Below are 18,402 nucleotides of genomic sequence, written 5' to 3'. Positions count from 1 at the left end.
GATTTCGGGCGGTCAGGGGGATATGATGAACACCTCGGTCAAGGGCATTCTCCTGGCTGGCGGCAGCGGCACCCGCCTACATCCGCTGACGCAGGCGGTCAATAAACACCTGCTCGCCGTTTACGACAAGCCGATGATCTATTATCCGCTGACCGCTTTGATGCTGGCAGGCGTGCGAGACATCACCCTGATCTCAACCCCCGACGCGCTACCTCAGTTCCGGCAAGTTCTGGGCGACGGGAGCCGGTGGGGTCTGACCTTGACCTATCGCCCCCAGGCCCGCCCCGAGGGCATCGCTCAGGCATTCCGCATCGCCGAGGAGGACATCGCTGGCCATCGGGTGGCCCTGATGCTGGGCGACAACATCCTCTACGGCAGCGGCTTGCCCAAGCAGATGCGGCTGGCGGCGGAACGCGTCGAGGGGGCCACCATCTTCGCCTATCGGGTCGCCAATCCCGAGCGCTTCGGCGTGGTCACCCTCGACCGCGCCGGGCAGCCGCTGGAACTGGTGGAAAAGCCGCAGAACCCGGTCTCCCACTGGGCGGTGCCGGGCCTTTATTTCTATGACCAAAAGGTGCTGGAGATCGCCGCCGCCCTCAAGCCCTCGGCGCGGGGCGAGTTGGAGATCACCGACGTCAACCGGGTCTATCTCGAACGCGGCCAATTGCGGGTGGAACTGATGGGGCGCGGCTGCGCCTGGCTGGACAGCGGCACCGCCGAATCCCTGTTTGAAGCCACCCAGTTCGTGCGCGTGTTCGAGGAGCGCACGGGCCTGAAGATCGCCTCGCCGGAAGAGGTCGCCTATCGCATGGGATACATCGCCCTCGATCAATTGCGCGAGCTGGCACGCGCTCAGTCCAAATCCTCTTACGGCGCCTATCTCGCCCAGTTGGCCCAGGCCGAGGGCGAATTTAACCCGGCGCTGTGAGAGCCTTGCTTTTTTACGGGCTGATCCCCCCATACGCCGCCGCGACCCGCCGGGCGGCGTGTTCGACCGGAGCCGAGGAATGGACCTGCAACGTAATCTGACCCTGGCTGGCGCTGTCCAGCGTTTGAAAAAAAACCGGCTTGGCATTCGCCACGCCTTCAGCATCGGTGCCGGGTCGGGCGGCGATTCCGAGTTTATTCAGAAGAATTTATGCCCCGACGCGGAAATGCTGTTGATCGAGGCGCAAGACGTTCATATCCCGAATCTGCAAAAGGTGGCTCAAAGCCCCGGCATCTCCTACGAGATTTGCGCCGCCGCCGCCGAAGACGGGGTGGTCCATTTTCTCAACTCCGCCCCCACCGGCGGGGTCGTGTCGCAGGTCACTCAGGAATCGGTCGCCGTCCCGGCGCGCTCCATCGACAGCCTAGCCGCCGAGCGCGGCTGGACCGGCCCGTTCTTCCTGAAGTTCGACACCCATGGGGTTGAGTTGGACATCCTGGCCGGAGCCGAGAAGACCCTGGCCCAGACCCATCTGGTGATGATGGAAGTTTATAATTTCCGTCTGAATTTCGTGCAGGGCAAAAACTTGATGTTCCATGAGATGTGCCAATGGATGGAACGTCACGGCCTGCGCTGCGTCGATATGTGCGAGCCCCTTTTCCGCCCCAATGACGGCGTCCTGTGGCAGATGCATCTGTTCTTCATCCGCGCCGATCACCCGGTATTCGGATCGAACAGCTACAGCGCCCCCGTCTTTAACGGTTAAGACGTTCCACAAGCGCTGCGCACCCATCACGTCTCATGATCGGCCGGGCCTGACGATCAGCCTCTGAACAGGGACCTCAACCGGCCGATCAGGGTCGGCCTTTGACGCGGCCGGGCGGCCAAAGAACGGCGATAGCGTTCGGCTGCTGTCGCATCGCATGACAGCATGTTGCGCACTCCCGAATGCACTTTGGCGGCCAAAGCCGGGTCGAGGCCTCTTTCGTCGAGGCCGGCAGTGAGGTCGGCCAGCAGCAGCGCCGGGTCGTGACGGGCCGGGTCATAGGCTTGGCGCACGGCGCGGGCGACGGTGCAGAGCTGCGCCACGCAGGACCGCACATAAGCGCTCTGTTCCGCCGAAACATCCAAGACGGGCGCCTGGATCGGGGTGTCAAGCGCCGCCCGCATGGCTTCCGCCAGTTGGCTGGCATTGTCGCAATCGAAAAAGCGACAGCCGGGCGGGTTCTGCTCTTCATGCACCGGCATGCGCGACAACAAGAGCGGCCGGTTCAGCGTTCGCGCCTCTTCGACGATGGTGCTCCAGCCCTCAAACCGGCTCGGCTGGATGATCGCGACCGCACCGAGCATCATTGCCAATTGGTCGCTGCGATCCACGCTGCCCAATACGCGCAGGCGCCGCCCCAACGCCTTGACCGCATCGGATTCCAGCAATGCCTTAGGGTAGTCCGGCCAGCGATGGTCGATGGTGGCGCCGGTACAAACCACCGCGAAGTCGCCGTCCAGTTTGGCTAATGCCGCGATCACCAATTCATGGTTTTTGTGCCGCCACCACTGGTTGGCCACCAGGAAGAAGCGTTCGGGCAAGTCATAGCGGGCCTTCACCTCGGGCAGAGCGGCACAAGCGGCGGCGACTTCTTCGGTATCGAACCAGGCGGGAAAGGACAATTGGGCATGGGGCACCAACGTCTTGGGATAAAGCCGCCGACTGTCCGCCACCGCCATGCTGCTGCTTAACACCAGGAACGGCGCGTGCTGGGCCAGCAGACCATAATGCAGATCGCGCCGTGCCCGTTCCACCGGGTCGAACAACTCGGGCAGATGCTTGCATTGCCAATCGGGAACCCATCCGGCCCAGGGGACCCCGAAGGGGGCTTCGAAAATTTGAGTGGCCGGATAGACCATGTCGAGATCGAGCAGGCTGGCTTCGGCAAAGGGACGGATGCCGGCGACAAGGGGCGCCAGTTCGGCGGCGATGGCCTGGCCGCGTTCGTCATAGGGCAACAGCCAGATTTCGGGGCGTTCTTCAACCGGCACGCTGGCGCAGGCGCGCGCCCAGTTGATGATGTAATTGACACCGCCCCGCCAACCGGGACTGGAGATGACGCGCAAGCCGATGCGCGACGGCCGATCGCCGCACCCGCCCGCCACAATCAGGACACCGGGGCGGTGGCGAAGGGTTCGAACGCGCGGACGGTGTTACTCTCGTCCACGAAGTCCGAGAAATGCTGGAAGGCCTGACGATACATCATCGGCGCGGCTGTGTCGAAATAGAGGCCGCTCCACCGGCTGACCAGAAGCTCCCTGTCGCGGATCAGGGTTTCATTGTTCTCCAGCCGTAATTCCTCTTCGGGCAACAACAGATGCTCGACGAACGACTCGGGGCAATCGACCACCTCGTATCCGGCATGCCACAACTTAAGCGCCAGATCGCTGTCTGCCTTGTAGAAGCTGTAGAAATCCTCCTCGGCATAGGCTACGTCGATTAGGGCTTCCTTCAGAAACAATCCGTGATTGACCATCAGCATGCCGCCCAGGGTATGTTGAACGAAATATTGACCCGCCTTTGGCCAGTCGCGAAAATAAAAAGCACCGCCGCCGACATTCTTGCCCGCCGCCTCCAGCGCTTCTGCGTGGCGCACGCCGCGCTCCACCGCACCGGGGAGCAGGAGGCTGTCGTCGCTGATCATGCAGACCCATTTGCCTTGGGCGAGGCGGAAGCCGAGATTGATGAAGTAGCCCCAGCTCTTCAGGCGACAATTGCCCTGGCTGGGAATGCGGTTGTGCTGCACCACGGTCACAATGTCGTATTGTTCAGCCAGCCAACCGATAGTGCCATCGGTGCTGCCACCATCCACCACGATGATTTCCGAGGGAAAGCTCAGGGATTGCTGGCGAATGCTGTCGATGGACAGCTTCAGTATTGGCAAGCGATTGTAGGTCGCCAGCACGAAAGACAGTTTGGCGCGCGGCGAGGGTTTCCAGGCATCGATCAGGGCGGGCAGACATTGCGTTCGCTTGGCGACGGGCAAACTTGCCGGCGGGATGCCGGACAGCGCGCGCGGATCGGCGCATTCGATGACCGCCTCGATATAGCGCAACTGCCAGGATTGCTCACACGTTGCCGCGTTCAGTCGAATTCGCAATTCCCGATTCATCGCATGCAGGGTTTCAATGGTCTCCAGGGCTTCCCCGTCGCTCGTCGGAGCCGCCCCTTGCCTTTGGCTCAAGCGGACCACCATCGCTTGCAAATTGAATAATTTAACGCCAAGCTCCTTTTCGCGCTCATACGCGTCATTAATTTTCCGCAAAAGGCTGGCTTTCTCACTGGCCGCACGGAACGCGTTCCGAATAGCTCCGGCCGATATGCGGCCCCTGATGTCGATAAGCTTGCGTAGAACACGCAGAAAAAAGCCAATCATCATACACATCACCTAAAAGTTGTGTAGCCTCATCGGCCATAACCAAGGAGAAAGCTCTCTTTATAAGCCCGATTTTACCATTTAGGGAAAGAGCTTGCGAGCGTCCTGTCTTCCGTTTAGACCAGTCTCCAGCATCCTTCTCTATATCATGCGTGGACTTTCCCTGATGTCTGATCAATCAGATTTGAAGAACCTCTATTTGGCTTTCGAGGCCGTGCGTGCCGACCCGCAAGCTGGCCCCGCTTTGGGCGAGTTGCTCACCCTTCTGGGTGCACGTCTTCATTCGCCCGGCCAGAAACAGATCGGAGAGTTCACCATCGGCGATGTGACCTATCGCGCTGATCTGGTGGATCGGTTCGGGCGCGCCTGCGTCTATGGTGGCCACCAGGAACGGGACGATCTTGAACTCTTCCTAGGCTTGTGCGACGAGACCTCGGTGGTCTGGGACATTGGGGCCAATTTCGGGCTCTATACCGTCGCCACCGGGCGGAAAATCGGCCCTGAAGGTGCCGTGTTCGCTGCTGAGCCCAATCGCAACGCCATGGTCCTGCTGCGGGAAAATGTCGAGCGCAACGGCGTCGTGGCCCAATTGCTCCCCCTTGCCATTGCCGATTTCGATGGCACCGCGACCTTCTATGAAGCTCAGGAATCGGCGTTCAGTGGCCTGTCTGACGCGGCACGGTCCGCTGTGGCCTCCACTCCCTCGGTCGAGGTACGGCGGTTGGACGGCTTGTGGCGGAAACAGGGCTGCCGCCCCATCGACCTGATCAAGATTGACGTCGAGGGGCACGAGGCCGATGTGCTGAATGGCGGCCACGAGGCCATCGCCGCTTCGCCGAATGTGGTGATCCAGTTCGAATTCTCGCCCAAGAACCTTAACACTGAGCGCAAGGAAAAGCTGCTGACGGTGCTACGGAAGCTTCAAGCCGAGGGCATGGCGATCTGGCATCTTGGTAAGCTCGGGCGTTCCTTCACCTGCCTGCCGCCTGTGGAAGACGACTTGCCCACCGACAACAACGGCAATCTTTTGATGGTTCGTCAGGGGTCGGCGCGTGAGGCGAGGCTGCGGGAATTGGCTTCGCGGGTCATCACCCGCCCATCCTTGGTGACGACCCAGGTAGAGGAGGCGCTGATCAGCGCGCTGCGTCAGTTGCTGCAACACAACAAGGCGCAGAAGTTCGAATATATCTCGACCATTAATGACCTGCGGGGCAGAAAATCCGACGATGCCGCTTTTACCCAGCTTCGCCCTGCGCAGGGACTTTCGTCTCGCCCTTTCGAACTGGCGCGGATGACCAGTCTGGTGGTTGTTTTGCGGGTGGCCGGGGATGACCGCCATATGGCGGAAACCATCGAGGAGGCGAGAGCCTTCTGCGGCAAGCGGAAATTCAGTGTAATCGTCGCCGATGCGCGGCCACAGGGCGAACCGTTGTCCCAGCCCTCCGATGCCATGCTGATCGCTCCCCTGATGGCACCGGGTCGCTGGGGCCGGGCCACGCTGGCGGCCTTGCGGGCGGCTGAAGCGTCGCATGTACTGCTGATCGATGCCGGAACCCGCCTGAAGGGTAGCCTGGATGACGCCATGGCGGGCTGGCTGGCGGCGGCGGCGCTTGAGCAGCGGGTTGCCGGCCTGGCCTTTGCGGAGGAAGAAAACGACGGCACGCAGATTCAGGAAGATACCTTGGGAGGTTTCCTGGCGGTGCGCCAAGGCCTATTCGCGTTGGCCCCGTTGCGCGGCTTGGCCGTGCCGACCGATCTGTATGAGGACGGCGGCTTCGATCTCGATCTGTCGCTGCGGCTGTGGAATGCCGGCTTTACCATCGCCGAGGCTCCGCGGCCGGTTGCGGTCTGCCCGGCCGGGGCACCGCTGGGCTGTTCGCCGCTCGACCAGACGCGGCTGATGAGGGAATGGGCCGGACGCTTCACCCATCCTCATCTTTCCGACATGTTTAAGATGGGCGGCCGTCGCCAGGCGGTGCCGCAATAGCGCAGCCTTCCTGCCGCATGATCAGGATGGGGCGATTACTTTAACGACCCGCGCAGGATTGCCGGCCGCGATGACGCTGGGCGGCAAATCCGTCACGACCACGCTGCCGCTGGCCACGATGGTATCGTTGCCGATGGTAACGCCCTTCATCACGATGCTGTTCATGCCCAGCCAGCAGCGTTCGCCGATGCTTACCGGGGCGTGGGCAATGGTCACCGCGCGGGGCAGCTTGTAGCCCAGCTTCTTGCGGAAATCGTTCACCCGATCCTCGGCATTGATGGGGTGGCTGTCGTTGTCGAATATCTGGACATTGTGGGCGACCAGGGTGCCCTGTCCGATTTCGATGCGCTCCATCGCGCTCAGGATGCTCGCATCGCCGATATAGACACTCTCGCCGATAGCTATGATACCCTGACGCTCAAGGCGCAGGATGCCGCGAATGACGGAGTCGCGGCCGATGGTCAGGGCTTCGGAGTTGTTGAGGTTGACCACCCGCGCGCCCGCGCCCAACCGCACCGTCTCGGCCAATTGGCCCGAGCGGCAAAATTGCTTCCACACCGCCCGAACCAGCAGTGCGTTCCGGAAATTGCGGGTCTCGCGCAGTGCCCGCAGGAAGGAATTGATGCGCAGATAGACGGGACCACTGGCGAAGGCGTGGTCGGTGGCTTCGATGTTGCGCCTCATAAGCTGGCCCCAATAGCGTCTTCGACCAAGGCGCGGCCCTCGTCGCCAAGGGGGCGGCCCAGGATGTGGCGATAAACGGCGGTCAAAGTCGGCCCCGCCTTGTCCCAGGAATAGCGGGTATAATAGGGCGCGGCACGGTCGGCAATGTCGCGCAGCAGGGCCTCCTCGGTGGTGGCGCGGTGCAGCGCGTGGGTGATCGACGCGACGTCCAGCCCGTCGAACAGCAAGGCGGCGTCGCCCACCGTCTCGGGGATCGAGGTCTGCCGGGCGGCGATGATGGGCAAACCCACATGCAAGCCTTCGAGCAGTGATTGCGACAGCCCTTCGAACAGCGACGGAAACACCATGAACCACGCCGATTGAAAAAGCGCCGAAAGGGTTTCATCCGGCACCACGGTCAGCATGCGCACCTGATCGCGCAGTTGGAAGGTATCTAGCGCGGTTTCCAGAGTCAGGCGGCTCGGCTGGTGCCACCGGCCGCTCATCACCAGGGGCAGAACGATGCCGTGCTGATCGCGCAGCCGGGCCAGAGCCTCGAACAGCCGATGATGGTTTTTGTGGGGAAAAGTCATCGCCGGGTAATATGCGAAGCGGTCAGGCAGGCCGAGTTCGGCCAGAATTTCCCGCCGCCGACCTTCGCCGACCGGCACCCGCGCATTGTAGGAACTACGGGGAATGACCGCGACTCGCTCGGGCTTCACTCCGAATTGGCTGACGATGTCGTTCTTTGTCCACTGGCTGCCGCACACGCACATGGCTGCATTGCGACACCCGTCGCCATAGACTCGGTCTCGCCATTCCACCTCTCGCGGGGTGAAAAACCCGGGATAATGGCGGTGTTGGATGTCGTGCGGCTCGTAAACGTAGGGCAGAGTGGTGGGGAAGGTGGAGCCGTAGGGGAAATGGACGATCTGAACCCCGAGGGCGCGCAAGGCGGCGTCGTTGGCCGCCGCCGTTCCCAGCTCGCACGCGAATTGACGCGTGCGTCGGACAATTAATGCCCGATCCATCGTTGCGCCGAAGGGACCCGCGAAGCGGCGCACCATGCGCAGATAGCGGTTGCCAATGGTGGGCAGGATGGGGCGATCCTGCCCACCTTCCCAGCACCGCACCTCATGATGGGGTCCCATGATTTCGCAGAAACGGGAACGAAAGGTGGGGAGAGCCAGGATGTCCAGGTGCACCGCCTCTGGTCGTTCAACGTAATAGCGCATAATCGACAGTGCCGAAGATTCGACACCGCCAGCCGTGTCCGGGTCGAGCAAGGCGTTCACCGCCACCCGAATGCGCTCGCCGTCATGTGCCTGCATGCAGGTCCCCGTCATGTTCGCCTGATCATTAATCATCGTGCAGGCCAAGGTTTTCCGCCTCGTAGACGAAGGGCTTGGCGGGATCGACGATGCCATCGCAAATCACGTCCAACCCGGGATGAACGCCAGCCGCCAGATCGGCCAGCGAGTCGACCTCAAGGCGGAAGTTCGGCGCCTTGTCCATCGGGACAACGAAGGGCAACGGCACCATGCGGCGGAAGAAGAAATGATAGGCGTATTTACGCGCCTCGCCCACTGTCGCCTCGTCCAACCGCTGGTTCAGCGGCAGGCGGTCGAGCAGCGAGAAATACTCGGCCTCCGAGGAGGCGTCGAAGGTGAGTCCCTTGTTGCGTATCCAGGCTTCTCCGGCCACGATCACCGGAATACCGATGCTGGTCAACTCCACCCCGGTCTTGGTGCCATAGATGATGGCGCTGTCGCATTTCAACATTGCGGCATAGGTGCTGACCGGGCTGTCTGCTCCGATAATGAAGATATTGGGCGACAGTTTGGGAATGGCCTTGGCGATCTCGTCGGTCAAAATCTGGCGCGATTTCACCGTGCCACGGATTTCAGCGGGGTGAATGCGGATCAGAAGCTGCAAGTCTGGGCGGGTTTCGAACCACCGTATAGTCTTGACCACCCACTCGAGCATGTCGCGAAAAGCGTTCTGTTTGTAGTGCAGTTGCGCGTCCCAGAACACGTTGGTCAGCAAGCCGATAGTTTTCTTGTTCGGGTCCATGCCGGTTTGGGCCGCAAATTTGTCGAAATCCTCGTCGGGCTTCTCGTGAAAATAAATCCAGTCGCGGCCGCCATGCCAGCGGCTACGCAGATAGGAAACCACCTGTTCCTCGTGCCGATCGGTCCATGGCAGCGACTTCCACTGTTCCACCGGCTCGTCCAGCATGGTCTGGTGAAAGGTATTGTCGTGGCTGAAGATCAAGGTGTTGCGGCGATAGGCGACCACCCAGTTGGAGACGTGAACGCCGTGCTTGCGGCACACCTCGCCGACGATGCCCTGAGGAATATAGATGCCGTGGTGAAAAGCGGCGTGGCCAATGCCTTCCTGCTCGATCAGGCGACGCGTGGCGAAAGCAGTCAGCAGCGCCGCCTCGAGGTAACGGGCTGTGACGATCTCGGCATCGCGGTCGCCGGGTTCCAGCGTGCCGCGCGCATAATAGCGCAAGGCCCCGGCCAGGGCATGTTCGCCCACCGACAACCCCTGCCAGCGGAAGGACTTCATATCAACAGCGGGAACGCTGTCGGCGATGCGTTTGGCCTCGGCTTTCTCCGCCGCTGTCAGCAATTCGCTAAGGCGGTGATGGCTTAGGCCAAGCGGGGAAAAGACCTGCGTGCCGCGCTTGAAGCAGTATTTGCACACTTGCTGCAAATTATACTCGATCAGTTCCTTAGGCTTGGCGTTGGAATCGTACTGCGCCCGCATGCAGCCCGGCAGGGCTTGATCGCACAACAGGGTATGAACCTTAGCACCGCGTAGCGTCAGGGCGACTGCCAGCATGCTTTCCACCACGCTCACCGGGCCATGCCCGCCAACATTGGAGGCGATAAGCACGCGCGGCCCATTCTCGGCGCGCTTCAGGGCGTCTTGCCAAAGATCAGGTCGGCTGGCCAGCAAGGCAGTCCAGTCGGGCAAAAAATCAGGGCGCAGGAAGGGATGCTGCGGTTGATTTGCGCTGTCGCAGACAAATTTTTTAAGGCTGTTGCGAAACCAATTTTTAAAAAACTGCGGCATGTTGGTCTGGCCATGGCAAAGGAATGGGAATTGGTATCAATCACCCAGGACGAAGGCAACACCTTGATATCGTCTTCTGTGGATTTGATATCGTCTCTTGTGGATTGGTGTAATAGCGCCGTCGGCGTATTGATCTCCGGTATGTTCGGCAGGTTTAGAGCGGATTTCGATCGATCTGGAGAGCTTCGCGCAACGACCCGGGGTATGGCATTGACCGGCTTATCGGCCTGAAAACGGCGGTCCGGTGCCGTGGGGATGGGGCGTCAGCGCCTAAATCATGGCGATTTCCTTGTGAAATCACTGCTGAAGAAGCAGCAACTTCACCCGCGTCAGGACCGGGTACGAGGGCTGCGATTCACCAGGCCGTCCGCAAGGCTCATCTACCGCAAGTCACGCCGCATCGAAACACCGCCATAGCCAAATTTACTCTAAAGAATCATGGGGTTGGCGGTTACACAAAGCTCTCCTGGGGGAGATTGTCCATGTCAGTTTTTCTCAACAAGCCCCGACACGACCTCAAGGGTTTTGGACGCGATCACTGGCCACGCAAGGTCCGTGGCAGCGTATTCAAGCGCCATGCGCGAACAGGATTCGTAGAAAGACGGGTCCTGCAGAAAAATGGTTATGGCATCGACCAAGGCTGAGGCCGGAGGGGCTGCGGCCAGGAGGCCCGTCCGTTTGTCCTGCACCTGTTCGCTCAAGCCGCCCACGGGCGTCGCCACAACCGGCAATGCCGCACCGCAGGCGGTGGCAGCAACACCCGATTGGCTCGCTTCCACGTAGGGCAGAACCATCAGATCACCGGATCGCAGAATCCCCTCAATCTCTTCCACAGGAATCCACCGGTTGTCCACCTGCACGCCCTCGGTGGCAAGACCTTCGGCGTATGGAGAAATGTCGCCGGGGCCAGCGACCAAGAGTTCCACCGGGAATCCTTTCGCCCTCATCTGCTTGTAAGCGTCGAGGAGAAGGTCGAGGCCCTTATAAGGGTGAATGCGCCCAAAGAAGAGCAGACGGAACGGGCGGTCGCGGGGAAAAGACCGGGGCTTGGCTTCGCCCCAACTGAAGACGCCATGGGGAATGACGTCGATGCGGTCCGCCGGATAGGACAGGTCTCGGATGGCTTGGCTCTTCACATGCTCGGACAGCGTAATCAGGTGATCGGCCCGCAGAACCTCGTGGCGGATCATGGCCCCGCGCACCCCATAGCCTTCTCCGGGATGGGGAATGGCATCGTGCAGCGTCAACACATAGGGAATCCGAATGCGTCGCATCAGCGGCAGGAACAGCGGATTCCATAAATGCGACATCGTGCAGTCCACTATGTCGATGCGGTGGTCGCGAAGATAGTGGGCGAATGCCGAGCGGATGGCGGGCAGACGAAACATGGCACCCAAAGCCGACGGCACGTCCGTATAGGTGTCCACGTGGAAGCCCGGCAAGCCCAGCGCCATCGTTTCCTCATAGGCTTCGGATTGGCGCGAGAGGGACAGATGGACGTTCACATTGGGGAGGGCTGACAGAGCGCGGGCCAATTCCAGCGTGATTTTCGGACCGCCGCCGCGCCGCCCCCAATGCCACAGTAAAAGATTGAGGTCCGTCACGGGAAGTCCCTCTCTGCCGGGTCGATAAACGCGTCCCCGTCCAGGATCCCCCGGCAAATCACGTCCAGACCGCGGCACACTCCGGGCGCGAGATCGGCAAGGCTACGCACATCCACGACGAAGGGCGGCCACCCCTTGGTCGGCCGCACCGCCTCTATAGGTATCATGCGGCGAAAAAAGAAATGGAAAGCATAGCGCCGCGCTTGCTGAACCTGATCGGCGGACATGCGCGCGCCCAAAGGCAGGCTATCTAGCAGGGTCAAGTACCCTTCGCGGCTGCAAGCATCCAGGGTCACCCCCTTGTTGCGGATCCAGGCCTCGCCAGCGACAATGACCGGTACGCCGATGCTGGTCAATTCCACGCCCATCTTGGTGCCATAAATTAGGGCGGCATCGGCTTGGTTGGCGATGGCGTGGGAACTGGCGCGGTTTGCGGGCGGGATGACCTTTATATTTTCCGCCAGCGCGGGAAACGCCTTGGCCAATTCCGGCATCAGTTGTTGGCGCGACGGCAACGCGCCAGTGACTTCGGCGGGGTGAATGCGGATCACTAGTTGCAGGTCGGGGCGGGTGGAGAAATAGGCGATGGTGTCTTTCACCCAGTCCAGCATTGTGGGAAAGGCATTGGCCGGGTAATGCAACTGGGCATCCCAGGCCACATTGGTAAATAGGGCCACAATGGGGCGCTGCCGATCAAGGCCGAATTCCGTGGCGATCGCATCGAAGTCCTGATCGGGCGCGGCATTGAAATTGATCCAGTCGCGGCTGCCGCTCCAGCGGCTGCGCAAATAATCGCTAATGCCCTGATCCTGACCTTCAGACCAAGGCATGTGGCGCCAGATTTCCACCGGCTCGTTCATCAGCGTGTGATGATAGGTGTCGTCATGGCTGAAGATGAAGCACCGCTTGCGATAAGCGGGATTCCAGGTGACCACCCTGGTTCCCGACTGACGTGCGCATTCGGCCAAAATGCCCTGCGGCACGTAAATGCCGTGGTGCAGCACCGCCACGTCATAGCGGCCCTCGGCCAACAGGCGCCGGGCCATGCGGGCGGTCAGGAAGGCGGATTCCACATAGCGGCGCAGGACGGCTTCGCCCTCGGGTTCGTCGTCCAGATCGCTGCGGGCGAAGAAACGCAAGGTGCCCGCCATTGCCTGCTCGCCGATGGCGATGCCATCAACCACCAGCCGGGGGATTTCGGCAAAGGGCGTCTGCCGTGACAGCGCCTCCGCCTCTTGCCGATCAGCATCGTCCAGGCTTTCGGAATATCGTCGCACCGGGATGCCAAGCCGACGGTACATGCGCTCGGCATAGGTGGGGCACATGCGGCACAGCTCTGAAGGTCCGCTTTCGAGGAAACGCACTCCCCCCTGGAACCAATTGCTTTCGCAAGCCATACAGGCGGGCAAGACACCATCGCACAGCAGCACCTCGACCTGCGCACCGCGCGCGACCAAGGCGACGGCCAGAAGGCTGTCGAGGGTGTTGATGGACAGGTGCATGCCGACGCTGGTACCGATAAGCACCCGGCGGCCGGTCACCGGCCCGTGCAGTGCCTCCACATCGGCGGCCGACAGCAAACGTGTCCAATCGGGCAAGGAGCGTGACAGCCGCCTCTCCAAATTGGCCAACCGAAGCGGACGAAACCACTTGGCTTCCTTCAAGAGCCCCTTGATCCTATTGAACGCCATCAGAAACCAAGCACCTGAGTGATCCGTCGCACCAGCGACTGCGCATCCAGACCATGGGCACCCAGAACCTCGTCATTGGTGCCGCAGCAGGGGATATCTTCCAAACCGAAACGAGTTGCCGGAATGGCAATGCCGTTCTCGGCCATGGCGGCCAGAATGGTCTCGCCCTGCCCGCCCTCGATATAGTGATTGTCCAAGGTGAACACCCGCCGGACGTCGGCCACCACGTCGGCAAGCCAGATGGCGTCCACGCGATTGAGCCACGGCAGGTCGATCACCTTCAGGCCGATGCCCTGGGCCTTCAGCAGGGCGGCGGCGGCATGGGCCTGCGACAGCATCACCGGTCCATAGGCAAACAGCGCCGCGTCAGTTCCCTCGGTCAGCACGCACCCCTTGCCCAACTCTAGGCGGTAATCGGCGGGAAGCGCGAACGGCACCGACCACGGCACCGATTCCAGGCGCACATAGGCGTTGCGCGAGGTGCGGGTCAACGCCCACTGCACCGCCATGGCCACCTCGGCCTCGGTGCACGGGGCGATCATGGCCAGTTCGGGGCAGCCCTTCATGGCGGCGATGTCGCGCACCGCCTGATGGGAATGGCCGGGACCGCCGGGCACGACGCCGGCCAGCGACCCCACATAGACGATGTGGGTGCGTTCGGTGGCGTTATTGTAAATCTGTTCGTTGGGTCGCGCCGACAGGAAGCAGGCGAAGGAGTGAACCACCGGCAGCAAGCCATTCAGCGCCATGCCGCCCGCCTGGCTGACCATGTCCTGTTCGGCAATGCCGCATTCGATGAACCGCTCGCCATAGGCGTTCTTGAACGGGATCAGCCCGGTGTCCAGGATCAGGTCGGCATCAAGGGCGACAAGATTGTGCAACTTGCCCGCATGCTCGAGCAGAGCCGCGGAGTAGGCGCCGACCAGACGCTGAACCCCGGCGGGGGGAGCGGCGCGGGTCGGGGCCTCCACCGTCTCGAAGGCCACCGGCGGCACGCCCATTTCGGTCAATTGAGCGTTCACGCGGGCGATCAGTTCCTGAGCGGCGGTGCGATAGGTTCCGCCATCGGGGGCGCCGGAATGGAAGCGGTAATATTCCACGTCCGATTCCATGGCGGTGTGCTCCATCAGCGACACACCCTTGCCCTTAATGGTATCGGCGATGATGACCTTGGGCTTTCCGGTTACCGTCTGTAGCTTGCGGAAGGTCTGGGCCACCTGGACCATGTCGTTGCCGTCGATCCGCTCCACATGCCAGCCGAACGCCGCGAACTTGGCCGCCACATCGCCCAGATCAGACACATTCTTCACCAAGGTGTCGGACTGCAATTTGTTGTGATCGACGATGACGGTCAGTTCGTCCATGTGATGGTTGGCCGCCGACCCCAGCGATTCCCAAATCTGGCCTTCCTGCAACTCGCCGTCGCCGGTGGTGACGAAAATGCGGCCCGGTTTACCCTGCAAACGGCGGGCGACCACCATGCCCTTGGCCTTGGAAATGCCCATGCCAAGCGAGCCGGTGTTGGTGACGATGCCGGGGAAGCCCACATCGGGGTGGCCGGGCAAGCCGCCAAGGCGGCGCAGCTTATGCAGATTATCCTCGGCAATGCGGCCCAAGCCGATGACCGTGGCGTACCAACCGGGGGCGTCATGGCCCTTGGACGAGAAGTAGACGTCGTTGTCGTCCATTTCTTCCAGGTGTAACCAGGCGAGCACGTCGAGGCTGGAGAACGATCCCCCCAGATGGCCCGAGCCGGCACGGGCGACCATGTAAAGGGTGTTCAGCCGAGCCAGGGTGGCGAACGCTTCGGTGCGCTTGACTGGGTCGATCTTCAGGCCGACGATCCGCGCGATCTCGCTGCGCGGCACATAGTACAGAGTGCCCTCGACAGCATCGGTAATCAGGTCGCCCATCAGTTTATGTCTCCATGGATCACGCGAGCTTCGGGGCCATCGGGCACGCGAAACGCAGGAATGGTGATTGTCGGCAGCCGCGCTTCACCCGAAGCGATCATCTGTTCCGCCACCCACAAATCCTTCGGCTTGTTGATGTCGAGCCCTTCGGCACCCTCGGTCAGGAAGGGCACCAGCACATGGCCAGCAATGGTCGGCGGATTGGCTAGGGCGACACGGCTCCAAGCCATTTCCAGGCTGGCATTCTGCACATAGATTTCCGGCAAGGACGGATACTGGCTGGAGTGCCAAGGCTGTTCCGCTGGCCCGAACGGAATCAGCGGATGCATGCGCTGGCCGCGCACCACCCACATCTTGCAGGGATGCTGCTCGCATTTTTCCACCGCGCGCAACGAGTCGGCACCCTCGGCTGCCAAAAATTCGCCCCAGGCGCGGCGGATGGTTTCAGGCAGGCGGAACGGGCTGGTCGGCCGCAGGATGGAGAAGGCGTCGAAATGCTGTCCCGCGTCTTGCAAGGCTTCCAGCGCGTGGCGGACAAACTGGATGTCGGGACTGGTGGCCCCGCAATACTCGGCCGGTCGCAAGAACGGAACCTCGGCGCCGTAGTGACGGGCGATGTCGGCATAAAGCTCGGAATCCGTGGACACCACCACCGACGCGAACACGCCGGACTCAATGGCGGCGCGGATGGAATAGGCGATGACCGGATGGCCGTTCAGGGTGCGGATATTCTTGTGGCGGACGCGGACCGATCCCGAGCGGGCCGGGATCAGTGCCACAGCGCGGGGAGACCCCACCATCACACCCCCCGGGGATCGACGTTGAGATAAATATCCTTCAACTCGGTATAGATGTCCAACGCCTCGGTGCCCGGCTCGCGCGAGCCATTGCCCGATTGCTTGACGCCACCGAACGGCATATGCGGCTCGGACCCGTAGGTACCGGCGTTGACCACCGCCACGCCGGAATGGACCGCGTGAACGAAATGGGTGGCGCGGTCGAACGAGCGGGTATGGATACACGCGGTCAGGCCGTAATCCGACCGATTGGTCAATTCCAGCGCCTCGGCATAGCCCTTGACCCGGTGCAGAGTGGCGATGGGGCCGAACAATTCGCAGGTCGAGATTTCCACGTCGGCGGCGGCGCCTTCAACCAACGTCGGGGCAACATAGCAGCCCGCGTTGCCCACGCGGTGGCCGCCGGTCAGGATGGTCGCTCCGCTCGCCCGGGCCCGCTCCACCACCGTCAGCATGTTGGTCATCTGACGTTCGTTGATGACGGGTCCGAAATCGCAATCGTCCGTATTGCCGACCTTCAGAGCCTTGGTCCGTTCCACCAGCAGATCGCGGAAGCGATCATAGACGGCGTCCACCACGATCAGGCGCGAGCCGGCGGCGCAGCGCTGGCCAGCGTTGGAGAATGCCGACAGCATGGCCCATTTGACCGCGTTGTCCAGATCGGCGTCCTCGCACACCACGAATGGATTTTTGCCGCCCAGTTCCAGCGACACCTTGAGCAGGCGCCGACCGGCGGTCTCGGCGATCCACTTGCCCACGGCAGTCGAGCCGGTGAAGGACAGAACGTCGATGCCGTCATGCTCCACCAGGGGACGGCCCGCTTCTTGGCCCAGGCCCTGGATGACGTTCAGTACGCCCGCTGGCAGGCCGGCGGCATGGGCGATCTCGGCGAAAAGATGGGCGGTGGTCGGCGTGTCCTCGGCCGCCTTCAGAACCGCGGCATTGCCGCAGATCAGGGCGGGAAACACCTTCCACGCCACATTGGCGATGGGCGTATTGGCGGCGATGATAAGGGCGGCGACGCCACAGGGCTGGCGCACCGTCATGGCGTATTTGTTGGGGGTGCCCGAAGTGGTGGTGCGCCCGTACAGCCGCTGGCCCTCGCCGGCATAGAACCGGCCCAGGGCGACGGCGCCGCCGCATTCGCCCAGGGCGTCCTTCGGGCTTTTGCCGGTCTCGGCGGCAACCACGGCGGCAAGGTCCCCAGCACGGGCCTCCAAGGCATTGCAGACGGCATGAAGGATGGCGCCGCGCTGCACTGCGGGAGTAGCGGCCCAGCCCAACTGGGCAGCGCGGGCGGCAGCGACCGCCGCCGCCACGTCATCGATATTGGATCGCGCGACGGTGCACAGCCCCGCCCCGTCATGGGGGGAAAACTTGGGGAAGGATTCGCCCGACTGGGCGGCCACGGGAAGGCCGGCAATCCAATTGGCGGCGAAATTCGGGAAAGCGAGCATGGCGGACGGTCTCTCTAATAATCGATTACCAAGCGGTGAAACCGCCATCAAGCGTCATTTCCGCTCCGGTCATATACGAGGACGCATCCGACATAAGGAACACCACTGCCCCGTTGAACTCGTCAGCGCGCGCCATACGACCCATGGGCACTTTGCGATGATACCCCTCCAGGAACTCGGTCGGCTGATTGTTGAACACCCCGGCGAAAGTCAGGATGTTGACCCGAACGCGCTTCGGCCCCCAATAGGTTGCGAGGTAGCGGGTAAGGTTGTACAGCGCCGATTTCGAAGCGGAATAGGCCACCGGCTTGTAGAAGGTCTCGCCATTGCGGCGGCGGAATTCGTAGATGCTCTGATCGGGCGACACCACGCCGTAGATGGAGCCGATATTGGCAATGGAGCCACGGCCAGCCGCAGCCATGGCACCCCCGAACACTTGGCAAGCCAGGAAGACGCCCTTGGCGTTGACCTCCATCACCTTGTCCCAGGAGGCTTCCGGGTAGTCCTCGAACGGCCCGGTCTCGGAGGCCGGGGCAGAGGGCGGCGAGTCCAAGGCGGCGTTGTTCACCAGGCCGAAGGGGGTTTCCCACTTGGCCTCGATGGCCGCCAGAGCCGCGCGCAAGCTATCCTTGCTGGTAACATCGGTCTCGACGAACATCCAGCCGTCTTCGTTCGCGGCACCCGAATAGCGCGCCGCAATACGCTCGGCGGACATGTCGATGTCCAGGACGGCGACCTTGGCCCCGCGTCGATGCAGTTCCGCCGCGAACTGATGGCCCAGTTGGCCCAAACCGCCGGTGACGGCGACCACCCGGTTGGCGATCTGAAATACATCCCTGGACATGGCGTCACTTTC

The 18,402-nt window shown here is 62.0% G+C and carries 14 protein-coding genes; 3 read left to right on the top strand and 11 right to left on the bottom strand.

What is annotated here, in order from left to right:
- Positions 1 to 22 precede the first annotated feature (22 nt).
- Together rfbA and BLW40_RS04345 are read left to right on the top strand one after the other, a co-directional pair.
- Positions 23 to 928 carry a glucose-1-phosphate thymidylyltransferase RfbA gene (gene rfbA, locus BLW40_RS04350; protein ID WP_211656714.1) on the top strand — a complete coding sequence of 302 codons (906 nt, stop codon included), beginning with the start codon at positions 23 to 25 and terminating at the stop codon, positions 926 to 928.
- A gap of 79 nt (positions 929 to 1,007) precedes the next feature.
- Positions 1,008 to 1,694 (top strand): FkbM family methyltransferase, encoded by a 687-nt coding sequence (locus tag BLW40_RS04345; protein WP_074765933.1) that lies wholly within the window; start codon positions 1,008 to 1,010, stop codon positions 1,692 to 1,694.
- Positions 1,695 to 1,750: 56 nt separating this feature from the next.
- Here BLW40_RS04345 and BLW40_RS04340 read toward each other — a convergent pair whose 3' ends face one another.
- Together BLW40_RS04340 and BLW40_RS04335 are read right to left on the bottom strand one after the other, a co-directional pair.
- Positions 1,751 to 3,079 carry a glycosyltransferase gene (locus BLW40_RS04340; protein ID WP_074765931.1) on the bottom strand — a complete coding sequence of 443 codons (1,329 nt, stop codon included), beginning with the start codon at positions 3,077 to 3,079 and terminating at the stop codon, positions 1,751 to 1,753.
- Positions 3,080 to 3,081: 2 nt separating this feature from the next.
- Positions 3,082 to 4,353, bottom strand: a complete 1,272-nt coding sequence (locus tag BLW40_RS04335) for a glycosyltransferase family 2 protein (protein WP_170834523.1) — start codon at positions 4,351 to 4,353, stop codon at positions 3,082 to 3,084.
- A 163-nt stretch (positions 4,354 to 4,516) separates the two neighbouring features.
- On the opposite strand from BLW40_RS04335, the gene BLW40_RS04330 reads away from it, so the two are divergent.
- Positions 4,517 to 6,337, top strand: coding sequence for an FkbM family methyltransferase (locus tag BLW40_RS04330; RefSeq protein WP_170834522.1), 1,821 nt, complete (start codon positions 4,517 to 4,519; stop codon positions 6,335 to 6,337).
- A 21-nt stretch (positions 6,338 to 6,358) separates the two neighbouring features.
- On the opposite strand, the gene BLW40_RS04325 is transcribed toward BLW40_RS04330, so the two are convergent.
- The 9 genes from BLW40_RS04325 to BLW40_RS04285 form a co-directional block, all read right to left on the bottom strand.
- A complete protein-coding gene (locus BLW40_RS04325) occupies positions 6,359 to 7,021 on the bottom strand; it encodes an acyltransferase (RefSeq protein WP_074765925.1) in 663 nt (220 codons plus the stop codon).
- Positions 7,018 to 8,379, bottom strand: a complete 1,362-nt coding sequence (locus BLW40_RS04320; protein ID WP_170834521.1) for a glycosyltransferase family 4 protein — start codon at positions 8,377 to 8,379, stop codon at positions 7,018 to 7,020. The genes BLW40_RS04325 and BLW40_RS04320 overlap by 4 nt, the downstream gene beginning before the upstream one ends.
- Entirely contained in the window at positions 8,360 to 10,084 is a 1,725-nt protein-coding gene (locus BLW40_RS04315) for a capsular polysaccharide export protein, LipB/KpsS family (protein WP_139305489.1), read from the bottom strand. The genes BLW40_RS04320 and BLW40_RS04315 overlap by 20 nt, the downstream gene beginning before the upstream one ends.
- Positions 10,085 to 10,569: 485 nt before the next feature.
- Positions 10,570 to 11,688 (bottom strand): glycosyltransferase family 4 protein, encoded by a 1,119-nt coding sequence (locus BLW40_RS04310; RefSeq protein ID WP_170834520.1) that lies wholly within the window; start codon positions 11,686 to 11,688, stop codon positions 10,570 to 10,572.
- On the bottom strand, positions 11,685 to 13,352 hold the full coding sequence (locus tag BLW40_RS04305) for a capsule biosynthesis protein (RefSeq protein ID WP_211656712.1): 1,668 nt from the start codon (positions 13,350 to 13,352) through the stop codon (positions 11,685 to 11,687). The genes BLW40_RS04310 and BLW40_RS04305 overlap by 4 nt, the downstream gene beginning before the upstream one ends.
- 26 nt (positions 13,353 to 13,378) lie before the next feature.
- Positions 13,379 to 15,292 carry a transketolase family protein gene (locus BLW40_RS04300; protein WP_074765920.1) on the bottom strand — a complete coding sequence of 638 codons (1,914 nt, stop codon included), beginning with the start codon at positions 15,290 to 15,292 and terminating at the stop codon, positions 13,379 to 13,381.
- Complete coding sequence (locus BLW40_RS04295; protein WP_074765918.1) at positions 15,292 to 16,092, bottom strand: acylneuraminate cytidylyltransferase family protein; 801 nt, start codon at positions 16,090 to 16,092, stop codon at positions 15,292 to 15,294. Before BLW40_RS04295 ends, BLW40_RS04300 begins: the two co-directional genes overlap by 1 nt.
- Entirely contained in the window at positions 16,092 to 17,546 is a 1,455-nt protein-coding gene (locus BLW40_RS04290) for an aldehyde dehydrogenase family protein (protein WP_074765916.1), read from the bottom strand. Before BLW40_RS04290 ends, BLW40_RS04295 begins: the two co-directional genes overlap by 1 nt.
- Positions 17,547 to 17,571: 25 nt before the next feature.
- Positions 17,572 to 18,390, bottom strand: coding sequence for an SDR family oxidoreductase (locus BLW40_RS04285; RefSeq protein WP_074765915.1), 819 nt, complete (start codon positions 18,388 to 18,390; stop codon positions 17,572 to 17,574).
- Positions 18,391 to 18,402 lie beyond the last annotated feature (12 nt).

Source organism: Magnetospirillum fulvum, from assembly GCF_900108475.1.
GTDB classification, from domain to species: domain Bacteria; phylum Pseudomonadota; class Alphaproteobacteria; order Rhodospirillales; family Magnetospirillaceae; genus Phaeospirillum; species Phaeospirillum fulvum_A.
This window is presented reverse-complemented; position numbering and strand designations above follow the sequence as displayed.